The following is a 19255-nucleotide window of genomic DNA, read 5'->3' as shown; positions in this document are numbered from 1 at the left end:
GGCAAGGGTTGCAAGGGGGTTGCAACAATCCCCGCCCGGGCCCGTCGATCCTTACCAGGAATACCAGACGGACCGTCAACTTCCGCTCATCGAACGGATGTCCGGAAAATGGAGGGATACTGTCCGTCGTCCGGCCACCCGCTGGTACGCTCTCCCCCTCCCGGCGCGGGCCCGCCCGCGAGGCCGGCCCGGAACGGCCGGACCGCTGCCCGGCGGTGGTGCGTGGGAGAATACGGCGACGCGACGGCGGCTTCGGGGAGGGAGGGGTCCGGTGGCTGTGCGTGGGGAGACCACGCGGGACGTGCAGCACGAACCCGCACGACAGGGCCGGCACGGTCGGCCCCGCCCGTTCGGCGGCCGCTTCCGGCTGCCCACCCTGCGCTTCTCCGGTGCCGCGATGGCGATGTCCACCGTGGTGGGCATCAGCATCGCCACCACCCTGCTGCTGAACGAGCAGCAGGGCATCGGCCGTCGGGCCGGCGTCGCCCGGGTCGGCACCACTCCGCCGCCCAGCCCGAGCGGTACGGACCAGGCCGAGGCCGCCTCCGAGCGGACCACGGACACCCCTCCCCCGCCCTCCGGCCGCCCGCACGCCCCGAAGGCCTCCGGCCGTCCCTCCACGCACCCGTCCGGCCCGGCCAACGCCGCCGCCACGCCGCCGTCGGGGCTGCGGGCCGGAACGGCCGTCCCGGTCACGCCGTCGACCGGCGGGCAGGCCTCCGCCGGGCACGACCCGCACCCCTCGGCCGACACCCCGGCCGTCGGCGCCTCCCCCTCCGCCCAGCCGCCCACGGCCGCCGACCCGTCCACCCCGGCCCCCGGGCAGCCGGGTACCGGGCAGGCGGGTACCGGACGACCCGACGTCGGAGCAGCCGGCACGGGCGAATCCCCGCGCCCGCCCGCGCTCCAGCCGGCCAAGCCCGGCCGCCCGGGCGCCGCCCTCCCCGGCCCGGGCCGCCCGCTCCCGCCGCCACCGGCCGGCGCCGTCCCCGGAAACACCGCCGGCACCGAGGGCACCGCCAGCACCGGTGCCACCAACGGCACCGACAGCACCGAGGACACCGGGGCCGCCGACGGCGCCACCGACGACGCCACCCCGGACGCCGACCAGGCCCTGACCGGCACCGGACTGACCACCACCCTCGGCCGCGACGGCCTCCGGCACGCGCTGGACCTCACCGTGACCGAACCGGTCACCGCACTCCAGGCCGAATTCCGGCTCACCGCAGGCGAGTTGGCCCCCGGCACCGGCACCGTCTGGACCGACCTGCCGGGCGCCGTGGTGACCACCCAGCAGGAGCGCGGCAGCCTGGTCTACCGCTTCACCACCCCGCCCGGCACCGACGTCGAGCCCGGCCGCTACGGCTTCGTCGTGCGCGGCAGCCGCCCGGCCGAGCAGGGCGGCCCGGTACGCAGGTCGGGCTCGCAGGAGAGCTGGAACGCCGCGGCCTTCGGCATCGACCACCCCCGGGCGGTCGCCGCGCTCGGCGGCTTCGGCCCGTCGGCGCCGCAGCCCACCCAGCCGCAGCCCACCCAGCAGACCGCGCCGCAGCGGGCGCCCCAGCAGCCCGTACCCCAGCCCGTACCCCAGCCCGCGCCGCAGGCCGCCCGGCAGCCGGCGGGCCAGGTCCGCTGACCTCCCCTCGGCCGATCCGATCGTCCGACGATCGGCCAGCTGACCGGGCTCATCCCCGCACCCCCGTTCGTTACTGTGTGCAGCACCCGGCCCGACGCCCCCAGCGGCCCCGGCCCGGGCCGTCGTTCCGCACCCGAGGAGGAGTCCTTGTCCACCGTCCTGACCCAAGGCGGCAACGCACCGCTGACCGCCGCGCGGGTGACCGTCGAGGTCACCGCGCCCAAGGCGCTGGACGTCTCCGGCCTGCTGCTGACCGACGCCGGCAAGGTCCGCTCGGACGCCGACTTCGTCTTCTTCAACGCCCCGCACGGCCCGGGCGTGAGCCTGCGCCCGGCCGCCGCCGGAGCACCTGACGTGATCACCGTCGACACCCCGGCCGTTCCGGCCGACATCAGCAAGGTCGTGGTCACCGCCAGCCCGGCCGACCAGTCCGCCACCTTCGCCGGGATCGAGCCCACCGCCACCGTCCGGGACGCCGACACCGGCGCCGTCCTGGTCACCTTCACCCCGCCCCGGCTGGGCCTGGAGACCGCGCTCATCGTGGTCGAGATCTACCGGCGCAACGGGGTCTGGAAGGTGCGCGCGGTCGGCCAGGGGTACGCGGACGGTCTGGCGGGCATCGCCACCGACTTCGGCGTCGCCGTCGACGACACCCCGGCCCCGCCGAGCGCAACGAGCGCACCCACCCCGGCCCCGGCCCCGCAGCCGACCGTCCAACTGCACTCGCCGGCCGACCTCCCGCTGCCGCCCGTCCCGCCGGTGCCCCCGGCCCCGCCCGTCCCCCCGGCACCCCCGGCACCCCCGGCTCCCGCGGTCGACCCCCGGATCGCCATGGCCACCGTCCCGGCCATGCCCGCCGCACCCCCGGAGCCCCCGGCCCCCGCAGCCGCCCCCGCCCCCACCCCCGCCGAGCGCCCCAAGGTCACCCTGGACAAGGGCCGGGTCAGCCTGGTCAAGGGCAGCTCCGTCTCCCTGGTGAAGAACGGCCGCCCCTTCCTCTCCTCGGTCCGGATGGCCCTCGGCTGGGAGTCCGCCGCCCGCGGCCGCGACATCGACCTGGACGCCTCCTGCCTGGCCTTCGACGCCAAGCACCAGCGCCTGGAGACGGCCTGGTTCATGAAGCTGAGCATCTTCAACGGCGCGATCGCCCACTCCGGTGACAACCTGGTCGGCGGTGACGGCGGCGACGACGAGGCGATCACCGTCCACCTGGAGGGCCTGCCGACCGAGGTCCACGCGCTGGTGTTCGTGGTCAACTCCTTCTCCGGCCAGAAGTTCACCGAGCTGCGGAACGCCTACTGCCGCCTGGTGGACGTCCGCACCGAGGAGGAGCTGGTCCGCTTCGACCTGACCCACTCCGAGCCGCGCACCGGCGTGGTGATGTGCAAGCTGGTCCGCCGCCCGACCGGTGAGTGGGAGATGACGGCGCTCGGCGAGTTCGTCGACGGCAAGACCGCCCGGGCGATGATCGAACCCTCCGCCGCCCTCCTCTGATCCCGGTCCCGACCGCATCCACTCAATGTCAAAGCCACGCCGCCGATTTCACCTCCCAGGGGCATCAAGTCGTTCGCGGATCGACTCGATTGACTCTCCGGGGGGTGATTCGCGCTCTCCCCTGCATCCAAGGAGGAGAGACCGTGCCGCACATCCCGTCCCGCCTCGTCGTCGCCGGCACCGCCGCCGCCCTGGCCGTCGGCCTGATCACCCCCACCACCGCCGAGGCCGCCGCCAAGCCCGTCACCCGCGCCGCCGGGCTGGAGTGGGTGGCCCTCGGCGACTCGTACACCGCCGGGGTGATCCAGGCCACCGGCGACGAGTTCGAGACCCCGCGCGACGGCTGTGCCCGCACCACCGGCTCCTACCCGGAGGTCATCCGCCGCGACCTCGGCCCGCTGGTCGACCTGCGCAACGTCAGTTGCAGCGGCGCCACCACCGGGAGCGTCTACGCGACCGAGCTGTCCCCGCTCGGCCGGCCGCTCCCGCCGTACGGCACCGACCCGGACGCGCCGTTCCCGCCGGTCCCGCCGCAGATCGACGCCGTCAGCCAGAGCACCGACCTGATCACCGTCGGGATCGGCGGCAACGACCTCGGCTTCGCCCAGATCCTCGAGGACTGCGTCACACTCGGCGCCGGGACCGGAAACACCGGTACGCCCTGCAAGGACAAGTACGACACCCAGCTGCCCGGCCGCCTCAACCAACTCCGTTCCGGCTACGACCAGATGCTCACCGCACTGCACGCCAAGGCCCCGTCCGCCAAGGTCGTCACCGTCGGCTACCCGCACCTCGTCCCCGAGGACGCCAACCGCTGCCGGTACGGCGACCCGCTGCAGTTCGCCACCTTCACCACCGGAGACCTCGCCTGGGCGCGGGCCGCCATCCTGGAGCCGCTCAACGCGGTCATCCAGCAGGACACCGCCGCCCACCGCGACACCTTCGTCGACCTCTACCCGGCCAGCGCCGGACACAGCGCCTGCGACCCCGACCACTGGCTGGACGGCCTGCTGACCAGCATCCTGCCCCTCGAGTACGCGCTGGTGCACCCCAACGCCAAGGGCCAGGCCTTCGCCGCCGCCCGGGTCGAGACAGTCATCCTCGGCGACTGAGGGAAAAGCGGTGGCGCGGCCCGCCCTCGGGGATCATCCTGATCCGATGATCATCCGCGAAGCCACCCCCGAGGACTGGTCGGCCATCTGGCCGTTCTTCCACGACATCGTCGCCGCCGGCGAGACCTTCCCCTACCCCCTGGACATGCCCTCCGAGCTGGGCCGGGAGTGGTGGATGAAGACCGCCCCCGACCGCACCGTGGTCGCCGTCGACGAGGACGGCACGGTCCTCGGCACCGCCACCATGAACCGCAACCGCCCCGGCAACGGCGGGCACGTGGCCAGCGCCAGCTACATGGTCGACCCGGCCCACCACGGCAAGGGCATCGGGCGGGCCCTGGTCGAGTACACCCTCGACTGGGCCCGCGGGGCGGGCTTCCGCGCCATGCAGTTCAACGCGGTGGTCGCCAACAACGACCACGCCGTCAAGCTCTACCGCTCGCTGGGCTTCGAGGTGGTCGGCACCGTCCCCGAGGCCTTCCACCACCCGGTCGACGGCTACGTCGGCCTGCACGTCATGTACCGCCCGCTGTAACCACGGGGGGCTACTCCTCGATCGCCCCGCCGACCCGCCGCAGGTGCTGCCGGAAGCTGTACGACGGGTCGGCGGCGCGCCGCTCCAGGAACTCCTCGAAGCGGGTCTGCCTCCGCAGGGTGTCCCCGGCCGTGATCCGCCCGGCCTGCGCCCGTTCGGTGGCGGCGATCCCGGCGGCCGTCTCCAGCACCTCTCCGGCCCGGTCGGCCGGCACGAACAGCACACCGTCGGCGTCCGCGAACACCGTGTCCCCGGTGGTCACCAGGTGCGGCCCGAACCGCGCCGACTCCAGCACCTCCGGCTCCCGCCCGTCCAGCCGCAGCGGCCCCACCGGCAGCGCGCCGTAGCTGAACACCGGCAGCCCGATCTCCATCAGCTCGGGGGTGTCCCGGTGCAGCCCCCACACCACGATCCCGGCCACCCCGGCGGCCCGCGCCTCCAGCACCGCGAGGTCCCCGATGCAGGCCTCGTCGGTCCGCCCGCCGTTGTCGATCACCAGCACGTCCCCGTCCAGCGCGCCCCCGTACGCCTCCAGGAACACGTCCACGCTCCCGTAGTGCCGCACCGGCAGCACCCGCCCCGCCACCCGGGCCCCGGCCACCACCGCCCCCACCCCCACCGGCGCCGCCCGCACCCCCACCCCGAGCCGCACACACGCATCCGCCACCAACGGCGTCGACAGCCCCTCGAACTGCTTCAACATCCCCAACTCCTCCCACCAAAAGCCCAGTTCACAGCAGCGAAGATCCTAAGCCCGGCCGCCGGAACAACGGAACGGCCCGCACCCCCCGTCAGGGGTGCGGGCCGTTCATCCTGCCGCCAGGGTCAGCTACGGGTGGCCATGGCGCGCAGGAAGAAGGTGAGGTTGGCCGGGCGCTCGGCGAGGCGGCGCATGAAGTAGCCGTACCACTCCTGGCCGTACGGGAGGTAGACCCGCATGGTGTTGCCCTCCTCCGCGAGGCGCAGCTGCTCCTCGGGGCGGATGCCGAACAGCATCTGGTACTCGAAGGAGTCCCGGGTGCGGTTGTTCCACTGGGCCAGCTGGCCGGCGATCTTGATCATGTTGGGGTCGTGCGAGGCGATCATCGGGTAGCCCTCGCCGGCCATCAGGATCTTGAGCGCGCGGACGTACGCGAGGTCGACCTCGTGCTTGCCCTGGAAGGCGACCGACTCGGGCTCCTTGTAGGCGCCCTTGCACAGGCGCACGCGGGAGCCGGCGCCGGAGAACTCACGGCAGTCGGCCTCGGTGCGGCGCAGGTAGGCCTGGAGGACGACGCCCAGCCAGGGGAAGTCCGCCCGCAGCTCGCGCGCGATGGCGAGGGTGGAGTCGGTGGTGGTGTGGTCCTCCATGTCGAGGGTCACCGTGGTGCCCGCGTCGGCGGCGGCCTCGCAGATGCGGCGGGCGTTCTCCAGCGCGATCTTCTCGCCGTCCACCGGCAGGAACTGGCCGACGGCCGACAGCTTGACGGACACCTCGGCGGCGGCGGCGAGGCCGGTCTCCTTGAGGGCCTTGAGCAGGTGCTCGTAGGCCTCGGCGGTGCCGGCGGCCTGGGCGGCGTCCTTGGTGTCCTCGCCGAGGTGGTCGAGGGTGACCTTGCGGCCGGTGGCGACCAGGTCGTCGGTCGCGGTGACGGCGTCGTCGAGGACGTCACCGGCGACGAAGCGCTCGACTATCGCGTGGGTCGGGGGGAACTTCTCGACCACGGTGCGGACCTGGGGGGACCGTGAGGCCGCGAGAAGGGCGGAACGGAGCATCGGGACTCCTGGAGCTGGTGTTTCCAAGGGTGGCAGAAAAGGGCCGGGGCGGCGGTACGGGGGTAGGCCGCCGCCCCGGCGGGGCGACACCCGGCTGCGGGGCCGGGCGTCGCGGGTGACCGATGGCCTCTACAGCGGATCGATCGGCGACAGGGCTGGTCAGCCCATGTGCGGGTAGCGGTAGTCGGTCGGCGGGACGAAGGTCTCCTTGACCGAGCGGGTCGACGTCCAGCGGGCCAGGTTCTGCTTGGCGCCGGCCTTGTCGTTGGTGCCGGAGGCGCGGCCGCCGCCGAAGGGCTGCTGGCCGACGACGGCGCCGGTGGGCTTGTCGTTGATGTAGAAGTTGCCGGCGGCGAAGCGCAGCTTGTGCATCGCGTCCTGGGCCGCGGCGCGGTCCTGGGAGATGATCGAGCCGGTCAGGCCGTAGGGCGACACGGACTCCATCTGGGCCAGCATCTCCTCGTACTTCTCGTCCTCGTAGACGTACACGGCGAGGATCGGGCCGAAGTACTCGTCGCGGAAGTACTCCGAGGCCGGGTCCTGGCAGACCAGGACGGTCGGGCGGACGAAGTAGCCGACCGAGTCGTCGTAGGTGCCGCCGGCGATGACCTCGACGGAGGCGTCGGCGTGGGCGCGGTCGATGGCGGCCTTGTTCTTGGCGAAGGCGCGCTCGTCGATGACGGCCGACATGAAGTTGGACAGGTCGCTGACGTCGCCCATGGTGAGGCCGTCGACCTCGGCGGCGAACTCGTCCTTGAGGCCGGCCCAGATCGAGGCGGGGACGTAGGCGCGGGAGAGCGCCGAGCACTTCTGGCCCTGGAACTCGAAGGCGCCGCGGGTCATCGCGGTCTTCAGCACGGCCGGGTCGGCGGACGGGTGGGCGACCAGGAAGTCCTTGCCGCCGGTCTCGCCGACGATCCGCGGGTAGGTGCGGTAGCCGGCGATGTTGTTGCCGACCTCGCGCCACAGGTGCTGGAAGGTGGCGGTGGAGCCGGTGAAGTGGATGCCGGCCAGCGCGGGGTGCTTGAGCGCGACGGCGGAGACGTCCAGGCCGTCGCCGGTCACCATGTTGATGACGCCCTTGGGCAGGCCGGCCTCCTCCAGCAGCTGCATCAGCAGGTGCGCGGAGTACTGCTGGGTGGGGGACGGCTTCCACAGCACCACGTTGCCCATCAGCGCGGGCGCGGTCGGCAGGTTGCCGGCGATCGCGGTGAAGTTGAACGGGGTGATCGCGTAGACGAAGCCCTCCAGCGGGCGGTGGTCGCTGCGGTTCCACACGCCGTCCGAGGAGATCGGCTGCTCGGCCATGATCTGGCGGGCGAAGTGCACGTTGAAGCGCAGGAAGTCGACCAGCTCGCAGGGGGTGTCGATCTCGGCCTGCTGGGCGGTCTTGGACTGGCCGAGCATGGTGGCGGCGGCCAGGGTCTCGCGCCAGGGGCCGGCCAGCAGGTCGGCGGCCTTGAGGAAGATCGCGGCGCGCGAGTCGAAGGAGAGCGCCTGCCAGGCCGGGGCAGCGGCCAGGGCAGTGTCGATGGCTTCCTGCGCGTCCGCCTGGGTGGCGTTGCGCAGGGTGCCGAGCCGAGCCGCGTGGTTGTGCGGCTGGACGACGTGGATCTCGGTGCCGCCGCCCATCCGGCGCTCACCGTTGATCGTCATGGTCAGCTGGACCGGCTCCTGGCCGCCCAGCTCCTTCAGCTTGGCCTCCAGGCGAGCCCGTTCGGGGCTGCCGGGGGCGTAGCTGTGGACCGGCTCGTTCACCGGCGCGGGGACCTGGGTCACAGCGTCCATGAGGCGCACGCTCTCCTTCGTTCAATGCGGGGGAAGGCCTGCACGGGTCACGCGCAGGCCACAGCACGAACGCTATTCCTGCCCGCCGGGCCACTTGATTGGCCGGGCGGCTAAATTCCCCCGTACGGCGTTGTCCGGCCCGACGAAGGCGGTCACGCCGCGGTCACGACCGCCCGTCAGGCGGCCCGGTCCGACCGCCCCTCCCGCCCCAGCTGTCCCGCAGGCACCACCCGCCGCTCCCAGTCGATCCGGTACCCGTGCACCGGCCGGAGCAGCTTCTCCGGGCTCATCACGGTCCGCGCCATGATCGGCGCGACCAACCGGAACACCAGCCGCCCGACCGCCCCGGAGGCCTTCTGGTTGTTGGTGCGCTCGGCCGCGGCGGCGATCCGCTCCACCCGGGGCCGGCGCAGCGCCTCGTACGCGGCGAAGGCCTCGGTGTGGTCGGGCAGGTCGCGCAGGCAGCGGGCGAGTTCGACGGCGCTCTCGACGGCGAGCGAGACGCCCTGGCCGGAGCTGTTGGACGGCGCGTGCACCGAGTCGCCGACCAGCACCATCCGGCCGCGGTACCAGTGCGGGACGGACGGCATGATCTCCAGCCGGGGGAAGGTCTCGACCGTCCCGGCGTCGGCGACCGCCAGCACCTCGCGGGCGGGGCGGTCGTCGGCGTGCAGCTCGCGGCAGCGGCGCAGCCACTCCTCCCGGCCGACGGCGCGGACCTGCTCGGTGGTCAGCTGCTCGGGCTGCGGGATGTTGCTGAACCAGGCGGTGCCGCGGCCCTCGGGCAGGCCCCAGTAGCCGAAGAAGGCCCGGGCGCCGTTGGCGAAGTGCATGGTCTCGCCGCGTCCGGCCCGGCCGGGCAGCCGGTACGGGCTGTAGCCGCCGACGCCGAGCAGGCCGGTGTACCTGGCGGCGGGCGCGTCCGGGTCGATCAGGGTGCGAACGGTGGAGCCGGTGCCGTCGGCGCCGATCAGCAGGTCGCCGGTGGCGCTGGTGCCGTCGGCGAACCGTGCGGTGATCCCGTCGGCGCCCTCCTCGGCGCCCACCAGCCTTTTGCCGTACCGGACTTGGATCCCGGCCCCGGCCAGCCGCCGCTGCAGCACCCGGTACAGCTCGGCGCGGCGCATCACCCGCCCGCGCGGCAGGTCGGTGAGGCCGGCGAACTCGGCCAGCACGCCGCCCCTGCCGTCCTCGATCAGCATCGGCCCGATCGGCTGGCCGACCTGCCCGACCTCCTCCTCCAGCCCGACCACGGCGAGGGCGCCGAGGCCGTTGGGGGCGATCATGAACGTGCCGCCGATGCCCTCGGCGGAGGCCTCGTAGGCCTCGAAGACCTCGGCCTCGAGGCCGGCCCTGCGCAGCGCCAGTGCCGTCACCGGGCCGGCGATACCGCCGCCGATGACCAGGGCCTTCTTCGCGGTGCGGACGGTTCGCGGTGCACTCATTGCAGACTCCCGAAGTACTCCTGCCAGGTCCGGACGAAGTCCGGCTCCCGGAGCTGGGCGATGAGGCGCTCGACGAAGGCGATCTCGGTCTCCAGGCCGCCGACCCGGTACTCCTCCTCGATCAGGAAGAGCCAGCCGACACCCTCCTCGGTGGCCTTGCGCAGGGCCTCCCGGATCCCCGCCGCCTCGGCGGTCAGGGCGGTCAGCCGCCGACCCAGGAGCTCCACCGACTCGGCCGGCGGGAGCACCATGAGCAGCGACAGCGAGACCCCGAACGCGGGGTACTCGTGCCGCGGTTCGGCGACGAGTTCGCGCATCCAGTCGAAGAGCTCCGCCCGCCCCTCCTCGGTGAGGGCGTAGACGGTGCGCTCCGGCCGCTGGGTGTCGCGGACGGTCTCCTGCTCGGCGACGAACCCGGCCTTCCGCAGCTGCTCCACGACCATGTAGAGCGAGCTGCGGTTGTACTTGATGTTGCGGTCCTTGGCGTGCTCCTTGAGCCGACGACCCATCTCGTACGGGTGCATCGGCTCGGCCATGAGTTCGGCCAGGACCGCGAGCGCCAGCGGGTTCGACACCTTGCGTCGCTTCGCCACGAGACATCCTCATCTCTTGGTCAGCACCGACTATCCACTCCTGAATAGTCAGAGTCAACTATTTTCGAGAGACGAACCGCGATGCTGTCCGCCCGGCTAAAATCAACCACACACCGTTGTCCGAGCGGATGAAGGAGGTCCGGAGTGACCACCCCCGGCCTCCCGCTCCGCCAGCTGCTGATGTCGCTGGGCGAACCCCTGGTCGAACTCCAGGCCGCCCCCCAGGGCCTGGACGTCCCCGTCCGCGACGTCGCGATCCTGGACCCGGAGGACCCTCCCACCTCCTCCCCCGGTGAACTCGTCCTCGCCATCGGCGCCCGCGGCCGCGCCGCCCTCCCCGCTCTGCGCGCGGCCGGCCGGGCCGGCGCCGCCGCCGTCGCGGTCAAGCTGGACGCCCCCGGCCAGGCCGACGCCCTGCGCGAGGCCGCCACCGACGCGGGCGTCGCCCTGCTGTCGGTGCGCCGGGAGACCCGCTGGGAGCACCTGGACTCGCTGGCCCGGGCGATCATCGCCGGCCCCGACGCCCCGGACTCCCCCGGCACCCCCGAACCCAACGCGGGCGACCTCTTCTCCCTCGCCCAGACCGTCGCCGTGCTCACCAACGGCATCGTCTCGATCGAGGACACCTCCAGCCGGGTCCTCGCCTACTCCCGCTCCTCCGACTCCGACGAGGTCGACGACCTGCGCCGGCTCTCCATCCTCGGCTGGCAGGGCCCGGAGCCGTACCTCTCCAAGCTCCGCGAGTGGGGCATCTTCCAGCACCTGCGCAGCTCGGACACCCCGATCGCGGTCGAGCCGCACCCCGAACTCGGCCTGCGCCGCCGCCTGGCGGTCGGCATCCGGGCCGGCGCGCAGCCGCTCGGCACCATCTGGGTCCAGGAGGGCGCCCAGCCGCTGGCCGCCCACGCCGAGCAGGCCCTGGTCGGCGCCGCCCGGGTCGCGGCTGCCCAACTGGTGCGCCGCCGACGCGAGTTGTCCGCCGACGTCCGGCTCACCCAGACCCTGCTGACCGGACTGCTGGAAGGCTCCACCGGCCCCCAGTCGCTGGCCACCCACCTCGGCCTGGACCTGCGCCGCCCGGCCACCGTGCTCGCGTACGGCGCCCACACCACCGAGGCGCTGCACCGCTCCGACGTCACCGGCCTGATCTCGGTGCACACCGCCGCCCGGCACCGCGCCGCGCTGCTCGCCCCGATCGAGTCCCGGGTCTACGTGCTGCTGCCCGAACTCCCGCCCGGCCTGCCGATGACCACCGTGCGCGGCTGGGCGGCCGAGGTGGTCACCGCCTCCCGGGAGCACCTCGGCGTCCCGCTGCGCGCCGCGATCGGCTCGACCGTCGACGGCCTGTCCCAGGTGCCGGACTCCCGCGCCCAGGCCGACCGCATCCTGGACGCGATGGGCCGCGGCGGGGTCGACCTCGACGTCGCGGCGCTGATCGACGTCCAGGCCGAGGTGCTGGTCAGCGAGGTGCTCGCGCTGCTCCAGGACCGCACCGGCCTGCGCGACCCGCGGCTGACCGCGCTCGCCGAGTACGACCGCCGCCACCACACCCGGCTCGCAGAGTCGGTGCTCGCCTGGCTGGACGCGCTCGGCGAGGTCCGGGTCGCCGCCGACGCCCTGCACATCCACCCCAACACCCTGCGCTACCGGGTGCGCCGCGCCGAGCAGTTGACCGGCATCGACCTCGCCCAGCCGCAGCAGCGGCTGCTGGCGATGCTGCAACTGCGGCTGCCCGCGGACGAGTAGTCCGCGGGCAGCCGGTCACGGTTCGGAGCTCGGGCCCCGGGGGTCGCGCTCCGGGGGTCGCGCTCCGGGGGTCAGGCGGGAGGGGTCAGGCGGGAGGGTCAGGCGCCGTACCCCTGGCCGCGCCTGTGCTCGTTCAGCCGGCGCCACGGCCCGCTGATCGCCAACTGGATGCCCGGCTCCTGGATGTTGGCGAACAGGGTCCGGCCGTCGTCCGAGAAGGTCACCCCGGTGAACTCGCTGAACTCGGGCCTGCCGGCGCTGCCGATGTTCAGCTCGTTACGGGCGATCGGGTAGACCAGCCCGTCCTCGGTGGCGCCGAACAGGTGCGAGATCCCGTTGCCGTCCTCGGCGATCACGATGCCGCCGTACGGCGAGACGGTGATGTTGTCCGGGCCGTCGTAGTTGTCGTGGTCGCCCAGGACGTCGTCGTTGACGCCCAGCAGCACCTTGAGGGTGATGGTGCGACGCGCCGGGTTGTAGAACCACACCTGGCCGTCGTGCTGCACCGGGCTCTCCGAACGGGCGTAGCTGGAGACGAAGTAGAAGCCGCCGTCCCCCCACCACATGCCCTCGAGCTTGCGGGCCCGGGTGACCTCGCCCTCCTTGAACTGCTTGCGCACCGAGACGGTCCGGGCGTCGCGGTCCTGCACCTTGACCCAGTCGGCGCCGTAGACGGTGCCGACCTCGGTGGCCCGGGAGAGGTCGTCGACGAACCGGCCCTGGGCGTCGAAGACCTTGAAGGCCTCCAGCACGCCGGCGTCGGCGGCGAGCCTGCGCAGCTGGTGGCGGCCGTGCCGGAAGCCGGCCGGCGGGGTCCAGCGGAACAGCAGCCCGTTCGGGTTGGAGGCGTCCTCGGTGAGGTAGACGTGGCCGCGCTTCGGGTCCACCACCACGGCCTCGTGGGCGTACCGGCCGAAGGCCTTCACCGGCTGCGGGTCGCGGTTGTAGTCGTCGTCGAAGGGGTCGACCTCGAAGACGTAGCCGTGGTCCTTGGTGAAGCCGTTCTTGCCGGCCCTGTCCTCGGTCTCCTCGCCGGACAGCCAGGTGCCCCACGGGGTCACCCCGCCCGCGCAGTTGGTGGCGGTGCCGGCGATGCCGACCCACTGCTCGACCGAGCCGTCCCGCTTCGCGTGCACGATGGTGCAGCCGCCGGCCGCACCCGGGTCGTAGACGTGCCCCTCGGTCAGCGGCACCGGGTACGGCCAGTTGGCCCGGGCGCCGGACAGCTCGTGGTTGACCACCATCAGGTTGCCGCCGCGCTCGTCCTCGAAGGCGGACGTGCCGTCGTGGTTGCTCGGGGTGAACTCGCCGGTGCGCAGCCGGGTCTGCCCGGCCCGGTTGAGCACCTTGTACGAGAAGCCCTTGGGCAGCGAGAGCAGTCCGGCCGGGTCCGGCACCAGCGGGCCGTAGCCGATCGCGGCGCCGCCCGCCGCGTTGGTCCCGGCGGCACCGGCCGCGGCGACCGGGGCCTCGCCGCCGACCGGCGCGGCGATCGCACCGGGGGCGCTGGCCAGCGCCTCTGCGCCGCCGGCGATCAGCACGCCGGCCCCGACGAGGGTGGAACGGTTGACGAAGTCCCGGCGGGACAGCGACATGGCAGCAACTCCTGGGGGTGTACGGGCGTCGAGGCAGGTCGTCGACGCCCAGCAGACTCCGCCGCAGGGATGAACCCGGCATGACGCCCACCGCACGACGAGGCGACCATTTGCCAACCGATGACCGTCACATGACCCGAGCTTTACCGAGCGCGGGTCAGCCCCGCCCCGCCCGCCACTGCTCCCAGGCCGACAGCCACAGCTGCTCCACCAGCCGGTGCTCCTCCGGGGTGCCCGACCCGGCCGTCCCCGGGCGCTCCCGCCACAGCTGCTCCCAGGCCCGCTGCGCCGGCAGGCTGGCCACCTCGCTGGCGAACACGGTGTACCGCACCACCTCCTCGACCGCCGCCTCCCCCTCCGGGGTGCCGATCAGCCAGTGCGTCTGCTGGGACAGCCGGTTGAGGTGGTTGACCATCGAGGTCACCGCCGCCGCGGCCTCCTCCCGGGTCTCGGTGGCGAGCCGCATCTGCTGGCGCACCGCCGCCTCCCAGCGCACCGCGCAGACGTCCCCGCGCAGCCCGCGCGGCAGTCGCGGCGTCCGCCCGACCCGCACCTGCGCCTCGATCGCGGCGGCCTCCGCGATGCTCTGGGCGATCAGCTCCCGGTGCGCCTCCAGCCCTGCGGCGGGCGGCAGTTCACGCTCCTCGACCGGTACGTAGCGGGCCCGCCGGGAGGCCAGGTCGCGCAGCAGCTCGGTGCGCCCGCGCAGGTAGCAGTCGAAGTCCCCGATCCCGGCCAGCTCCACCCCACCGGGGGGCAGCCCGCGCCCGCACACCGTGACGGCCTGCCCGTCGACCCGCAACCGGCCGGCCCACACCGGCCCGGCGGCCTCCGGGCCGCCGACCGCCGCCGCACCGCCGACGGCCGCGCCGCCGACCACACCAACCGCACCGACCGCACCGTTGGGCAGCGGCAGGTCCTCGTGCACCTCCACCGGGTAGGGCTCGCCGTCCACGGTGATCCACTCCCGCAGCGTCCGCACCCGGCCCGGCCCGTCGCCCTCGTCCACGCCCAACTGCTCGTAGACGCGGTCCCGTTCGTCCTCGACCACGTCCTCCAGCTCGGGCAGCACCTCACAGCCGTCGGCCCCCGGCCGGTACGTCCGCACGGTCACGTACGGCCCGGCCGCGGTGGTCCAGTCGCCGCACTGCACCTCGACCCAGCGCAGCTCACCGCCACAGGTCTCGAAGGCCGCGAGCGCCTCGCCCCGGCCGGGCGGCCCGACCACGCCGTACACCGGGAAGTCCACCGCGGCGAGGGTCCGGCGGGAGAACTCCTCCTGGCCGGCGAAACGCTCCTGCCCGCCCGGCCGCTCCGGCCCCGACCGCTCGACGTTCCACTCCTGGGGCCTTCCGCCGCTCTCCCGCACCATCCTCTGCCGCACCCCCGAGTCCTCGCGCTCGCACCGCTGACGCCACCTTACGTGCCGGGAGCTGCCGGGTCATCAGCTCCGCTGCCGTACGGGGGCGGCGGCCGTGTCCGTCGGCCACGATGTCAGCCGCCCTCCCTACGCTGGCGGCATGACAGCACAGAACGACGCAGCCCAGCCCCCCTTCCCCGCCCGGATCAGCATCGTCACGCTCGGCGTCTCCGACCTCGACCGGAGCGCCCGCTTCTACCAGGACCTCGGCTGGCGGCGCTCCTCCGCCTCCAGTCCGGAGATCGTCTGGTTCCGCACCGCCGACTCGGTGCTGGGCCTCTTCCCCACCGAGGAGCTGGCCGCCGACGCGGGCGTGCCCGCGACCGGCGAACCCTCCTTCCGCGGCGTCACCCTGGCGGTGAACCTGGAGTCCCCCGCCCTGGTGGACGCCGCGCTGCGCACCGCCGTCGAGGCCGGCGCCGTGGTGGTCAAGCCGCCGGTCCCGACCAGCTGGGGCGGCTACTCCGGCTACTTCGAGGACCCGGACGGGCACCTGTGGGAGCTGGCCCACAACCCGTTCTTCCCCTTCACCGAGGACGGCTCGCTGGACCTCCCGTAGCCGCCGCCGACCCCTCGCCGGCCCTTCGTCAGCCCCTCGCCGGCCCCTCGCCGACCCCGCGCCAGCCCCTCCTCAGCCCTTCGACCGGGCCTTGAAGGCCGCCTTGCGCGCCTCCTTGGCCAGCGCCCGGTCCGTGTGCAGCTCCCCGATCGCCTCCAGGACGTCCGCCGTGTACGGGTGGTCGACCCGCCACAGCTCACCGAACCACGACGCCGGGTCGCCCTTCACCGGCAGGTCGGTGATCAGCTCGCGCAGCAGCGCCGCGTCGCCGCCGCTGTCCAGCAGCTGGGCGGCGAAGGTGTCGACCACCGTCCACAGCGCCATCGTCCGCTCCGGCACCGGCACGTCCGTCGCACCCTGCGCCGACAGCCAGGCCCGGGCCGCACCGCCGAGCTCCGGGTCGTCCAGCACCTCCCGGACGGCGGGCTCGGCGCCCGCCCCCAGCAGGTTCAGCGCCGAGACGCACAGCATCCGGCGCAGCGGACCGTACGCGTCGTCGCCACGCGCCGCCGCCAGCAGCTCGCGCGCCGCCGGCTCCGGCTCCCGGCCGACCACCCAGACCCGCAGCTCCTCCTCCGGCAGCACATTGGCCGCCTCGCACACCCCGCGCAGCAGCTCGGCGGCGTCCCCCTGGGCCAGCTCGCCGACCAGCGGCGCGTCGTAGCCGTCCTCCAGCAGCCACTGCCGGATGCCGTACTGGCCGAGCGGGGTGAGCCGGACGAGTCCGAAGCGGGCCGACTCCTCGTCGTCCAGCGGCGCCTCGCCGACGACGGCGGGCTCCTCGCCCTCCTCCTCGTCGAACAGCTCCGGGTCGATCGGCCGGTACTCCAGCAGGCCCAGCTCGGCGAGGTCGGCCAGCATCGGGTCCAGGGCGACCATCACATCGGTGATGTCGCCGAGCAGCTCCTCGCTCGGCTCCTCGCCGTCCGGCACCACCAGCAGCGCGGCCAGCACGCCCAGCGGCACCGTCTCGTTGCCCGGCTCGGCGAAGGCGGTGGTCTCGTACAGCACCTGCAGCGCCTCGTCGAGCAGCTCGGCGGCGGCGTCCCGGGCCTCCTCGACCTCGCTCAGGGCGTCCTCGTCCTCCTCGTCCTCCCCGGCCGCCGCGGCCGCCGCGGCCGCCGGCTCCCCGCCCTCGTCCTCCTCCGGCAGCGAGTCCGCCTCCACCGCCAGCTCCCGGACGATCCCGGCGGCGGTCAGCCACAGCTCCAGGACGGTCTCCGCGTCCCCCTGCTCGGCGGGCTCCAGGTCCGGGCCCGGGACGGCGACGTGCTCGCCCTCCTTGGTCGTGCCCAGCTCCACCAGGTCCAGGTCGCAGGCCAGCGACCAGGCCCGCAGCGCCTCGACCTCGGCCTCCTCCGGCACCTCGCCCTCGGCCGGGGCCAGCCCGAGCAGCCGGGCGACCGGCGCCCGGTCCTCCTCGACCAGGTCCCCGAACTCGTCCACCACCCGGTGCGGGGACGCCCAGCGGGCCAGCGCCAGCGCGTAGCCGAACATCGGCACGGCCTTCGCCTGCTCGGCCAGCTCCTGCTCCGCAGGCAGCTTCACCGGCGGTACCAGGACCGCCGCGTCGTCCAGGTCCTCGTCGTCCAGACCGTGCGCGGCGAACGCCCCGTAGAGGTCCTGGAGCTCCAGGTCCGCGGGCAGGACCGCCTCGGCGGCACCCTCTCCGGCCGAAGCCCCCGCGTTCTTCCGACGTCGTCCGGCCATCGTCGTGTGCTCTCCCTCAGCCAGCGGTCAGCTCGAACAGCTCCGCGTGTCGATCTACCACCTCAGCGTATAGGCCGGGCACCCCCGATGCCCGGCCTCACAGGGCGCGCAAAGGGGCGCGCGCCGCTTCCGTGCGCCCACCCCTTATCCTTCGCATTGGCACCGCGCACAACCCCGCGCGCGCCACCGGGCAACGAAGCCCCCTTCTCTCAGCTCACCCGCTCCACCAGGGAGCCCCGCACCGCGGCCACCACCACAGCGCCTCAGGACGGGCGCGCCGGCACACCCAGCCGACCCCGGTGGCGCCCGGCCACAGGAGACCCCTGCCATGGCGGACCTCTCCCCCGCCGGCTCCGCGCTGCGCACCGCGCAGTACGACGGACGCCGACTGTCGGAGGCCCTGCTCCCCCTGGAGCTCGCTCCCCGCGCCCAGCTCCAGCTCGCCGCGATCAGCCGCTGGAACGCGCTGCGCGGCATACGCGTCGGCCTGGTCGCCGCCGCCCTGCTGTTCATGCTGATCGGTGCCAACCTGGCGACGCCGATCTACCCGATGATCCAGCAGCGCCTCGGCCTCGGCCCGCTCGACACCACGATCCTCTTCACGATCTACGTCTTCGCGCTGGTCCCGGTCCTGGCCGTGGTCGGCCACTGGTCCGACCACCTCGGCCGCCGCGCCCTGATCCTGCCCGCCGTGGTCCTGGCCGCCGCCGGGGACCTCGTCTTCGCCACCTCCGACAGCTTCTGGCAGCTCGCCCTCGGCCGGGCCGTCCAGGGCATCGCCGTCGGCCTGTCCACCGGCGCCGCCGGAGCCGCCCTCGGCGACCTGCTGCCCGACCGGCCGACCCTGGCCGCCAAGCTCACCCTGGCCTGCTCGGCGGGTGGCGTCGCGCTCGGCCCGGTCGTCGGCGCCCTGCTGGCGAACGGCTCCGACCCGCTGCTGACGCCCTTCCTGCTGCACGCCGTCGCCCTGCTCGCGCTCTGCGTACCGCTGGCGGTCGTCCACCCCCGGATGCCCGGCCGCAACCGCCCGCCCGCGTCGCCGCCCCGCATCACCACCCCGGCCCACCTGCGCCCGCAGCGCCTGCGACTGCCGGTCACCGGCCGCCGCGAGTTCCTGCTCGCCGCCTCGGCCGGCTTCATCTCCTACGCGGTCTTCGGCGTCTACCTCAGCCTGGCTCCGGCCTTCTCCGCCAAGCTGCTGCACACCGACTCGCACCTGACCGGCGCGATCGTGGCCGCCCTGCTGCTCGGCTCCTCGGCCGCCGCCCAGCTGATCGTCCCGCCCACCGCCGACCGCACGGTCGTCGCCCTCGGCATGACCGGCCTGGCCACCGGCCTCGCCCTGGTCGTCGCCGCCGGGTACACCGGCACCCCCGCGCTGCTGTTCATCGGCAGCGTCCTGGGCGGAGCCTGCCAGGGCGTGGCCTTCCGCTCCCTGTTCACCACCGCCGTCGCCGCGATGAACCCGGAACGCCGGGGCTCCGAGATGAGCTCCCTGTGGGTCATCGTCTACCTCGGCAGCTCCCTCCCCATCGTCATCGTCGGCGCCCTGGTCAAGAGCTACGGCCTCCTCCCCGCCATCAGCGGCTTCGCCACCGTCGCCGCCCTCCTCTGCGCGGCCCTGGCCCTCGCCGTCGCCCGCAAGCCCAAGGCCGCCTGACCCCGTCACACAGCAAGCGCCGCTGCCCGGGACTTCCCCTTCGGAAGTCCCGGGCAGCGGCGCTTTCCCCACCGGCTGAACACCCGCGCATCATCCGCTTCGTTAGAGCAGCCCTACCGCCGTTCCCCACCATCCACCCCCCACCCGCCTCTCGGCGGGTGCCCGCCCCCACCCTCGCCGTGTGCCGCCCGGCCGGGCGGCACACGG

At 73.8% G+C, this 19255-nt stretch carries 15 protein-coding genes; 7 read left to right on the top strand and 8 right to left on the bottom strand.

Features of this window, described 5'->3' with window-relative positions; translation table 11 throughout:
* The first annotated feature begins 271 nt into the window (after positions 1-271).
* The 4 genes from ACIQWA_RS21570 to ACIQWA_RS21555 all read left to right on the top strand — a co-directional run bounded on the left by ACIQWA_RS21570 (position 272) and on the right by ACIQWA_RS21555 (position 4777).
* The gene (locus ACIQWA_RS21570) at positions 272-1636 is read left to right on the top strand and encodes a hypothetical protein (RefSeq protein ID WP_402484632.1); all 1365 of its coding nucleotides are present in this window, start codon (positions 272-274) and stop codon (positions 1634-1636) included.
* Positions 1637-1783: 147 nt separating this feature from the next.
* Entirely contained in the window at positions 1784-3130 is a 1347-nt protein-coding gene (locus tag ACIQWA_RS21565) for a TerD family protein (RefSeq protein ID WP_402484630.1), read from the top strand.
* A 143-nt stretch (positions 3131-3273) separates the two neighbouring features.
* On the top strand, positions 3274-4242 hold the full coding sequence (locus tag ACIQWA_RS21560; RefSeq protein ID WP_402484628.1) for an SGNH/GDSL hydrolase family protein: 969 nt from the start codon (positions 3274-3276) through the stop codon (positions 4240-4242).
* 46 nt (positions 4243-4288) lie between these two features.
* Positions 4289-4777, top strand: coding sequence for a GNAT family N-acetyltransferase (locus ACIQWA_RS21555; protein WP_402484626.1), 489 nt, complete (start codon positions 4289-4291; stop codon positions 4775-4777).
* 10 nt (positions 4778-4787) lie between these two features.
* Here ACIQWA_RS21555 and ACIQWA_RS21550 read toward each other — a convergent pair whose 3' ends face one another.
* The 5 genes from ACIQWA_RS21550 to ACIQWA_RS21530 all read right to left on the bottom strand — a co-directional run bounded on the left by ACIQWA_RS21550 (position 4788) and on the right by ACIQWA_RS21530 (position 10358).
* Complete coding sequence (locus ACIQWA_RS21550; protein WP_402484625.1) at positions 4788-5480, bottom strand: RraA family protein; 693 nt, start codon at positions 5478-5480, stop codon at positions 4788-4790.
* A 122-nt stretch (positions 5481-5602) separates the two neighbouring features.
* Positions 5603-6532, bottom strand: coding sequence for a proline dehydrogenase family protein (locus ACIQWA_RS21545; RefSeq protein WP_402484623.1), 930 nt, complete (start codon positions 6530-6532; stop codon positions 5603-5605).
* Between the two features lie 159 nt (positions 6533-6691).
* The gene (gene pruA / locus ACIQWA_RS21540; RefSeq protein WP_360236240.1) at positions 6692-8320 is read right to left on the bottom strand and encodes an L-glutamate gamma-semialdehyde dehydrogenase; all 1629 of its coding nucleotides are present in this window, start codon (positions 8318-8320) and stop codon (positions 6692-6694) included.
* 176 nt (positions 8321-8496) lie between these two features.
* Entirely contained in the window at positions 8497-9765 is a 1269-nt protein-coding gene (locus ACIQWA_RS21535; protein WP_402484621.1) for an FAD-dependent oxidoreductase, read from the bottom strand.
* A complete protein-coding gene (locus ACIQWA_RS21530) occupies positions 9762-10358 on the bottom strand; it encodes a PadR family transcriptional regulator (protein ID WP_402484619.1) in 597 nt (198 codons plus the stop codon). The genes ACIQWA_RS21535 and ACIQWA_RS21530 overlap by 4 nt, the downstream gene beginning before the upstream one ends.
* A gap of 144 nt (positions 10359-10502) precedes the next feature.
* Here ACIQWA_RS21530 and ACIQWA_RS21525 point away from each other — a divergent pair, with 144 nt between their 5' ends.
* Positions 10503-12104 (top strand): PucR family transcriptional regulator, encoded by a 1602-nt coding sequence (locus tag ACIQWA_RS21525; protein WP_402484617.1) that lies wholly within the window; start codon positions 10503-10505, stop codon positions 12102-12104.
* 98 nt (positions 12105-12202) lie between these two features.
* On the opposite strand, the gene ACIQWA_RS21520 is transcribed toward ACIQWA_RS21525, so the two are convergent.
* Together ACIQWA_RS21520 and ACIQWA_RS21515 are read right to left on the bottom strand one after the other, a co-directional pair.
* Positions 12203-13699, bottom strand: a complete 1497-nt coding sequence (locus ACIQWA_RS21520; RefSeq protein WP_402484615.1) for an alkaline phosphatase PhoX — start codon at positions 13697-13699, stop codon at positions 12203-12205.
* 157 nt (positions 13700-13856) lie between these two features.
* Positions 13857-15083 (bottom strand): hypothetical protein, encoded by a 1227-nt coding sequence (locus ACIQWA_RS21515; protein ID WP_402484613.1) that lies wholly within the window; start codon positions 15081-15083, stop codon positions 13857-13859.
* A gap of 136 nt (positions 15084-15219) precedes the next feature.
* Between ACIQWA_RS21515 and ACIQWA_RS21510 the strand changes: the two genes are divergently transcribed.
* On the top strand, positions 15220-15678 hold the full coding sequence (locus tag ACIQWA_RS21510) for a VOC family protein (protein WP_402484611.1): 459 nt from the start codon (positions 15220-15222) through the stop codon (positions 15676-15678).
* A gap of 72 nt (positions 15679-15750) precedes the next feature.
* On the opposite strand, the gene ACIQWA_RS21505 is transcribed toward ACIQWA_RS21510, so the two are convergent.
* Positions 15751-17388 (bottom strand): hypothetical protein, encoded by a 1638-nt coding sequence (locus tag ACIQWA_RS21505; protein WP_402484610.1) that lies wholly within the window; start codon positions 17386-17388, stop codon positions 15751-15753.
* Positions 17389-17716: 328 nt separating this feature from the next.
* Here ACIQWA_RS21505 and ACIQWA_RS21500 point away from each other — a divergent pair, with 328 nt between their 5' ends.
* Entirely contained in the window at positions 17717-19048 is a 1332-nt protein-coding gene (locus ACIQWA_RS21500; protein WP_402484608.1) for an MFS transporter, read from the top strand.
* The last annotated feature ends 207 nt before the right edge of the window (positions 19049-19255 follow it).

The organism is Kitasatospora sp. NPDC098652 (assembly GCF_044760155.1).
Classification (GTDB): domain Bacteria; phylum Actinomycetota; class Actinomycetes; order Streptomycetales; family Streptomycetaceae; genus Kitasatospora.
This window is presented reverse-complemented; position numbering and strand designations above follow the sequence as displayed.

What these genes read in the sequence shown, in the direction of transcription:
- ACIQWA_RS21555 (WP_402484626.1), top strand. Translation starts at nt 4,289, where the DNA reads ATGATCATCCGCGAAGCCACCCCCGAGGACTGGTCGGCCATCTGGCCG.
- ACIQWA_RS21550 (WP_402484625.1), bottom strand. Translation starts at nt 5,480, where the DNA reads ATGTTGAAGCAGTTCGAGGGGCTGTCGACGCCGTTGGTGGCGGATGCG.
- ACIQWA_RS21545 (WP_402484623.1), bottom strand. Translation starts at nt 6,532, where the DNA reads ATGCTCCGTTCCGCCCTTCTCGCGGCCTCACGGTCCCCCCAGGTCCGC.
- pruA (WP_360236240.1), bottom strand. Translation starts at nt 8,320, where the DNA reads ATGGACGCTGTGACCCAGGTCCCCGCGCCGGTGAACGAGCCGGTCCAC.
- ACIQWA_RS21535 (WP_402484621.1), bottom strand. Translation starts at nt 9,765, where the DNA reads ATGAGTGCACCGCGAACCGTCCGCACCGCGAAGAAGGCCCTGGTCATC.
- ACIQWA_RS21520 (WP_402484615.1), bottom strand. Translation starts at nt 13,699, where the DNA reads ATGTCGCTGTCCCGCCGGGACTTCGTCAACCGTTCCACCCTCGTCGGG.
- ACIQWA_RS21510 (WP_402484611.1), top strand. Translation starts at nt 15,220, where the DNA reads ATGACAGCACAGAACGACGCAGCCCAGCCCCCCTTCCCCGCCCGGATC.
- ACIQWA_RS21505 (WP_402484610.1), bottom strand. Translation starts at nt 17,388, where the DNA reads ATGGCCGGACGACGTCGGAAGAACGCGGGGGCTTCGGCCGGAGAGGGT.
- ACIQWA_RS21500 (WP_402484608.1), top strand. Translation starts at nt 17,717, where the DNA reads ATGGCGGACCTCTCCCCCGCCGGCTCCGCGCTGCGCACCGCGCAGTAC.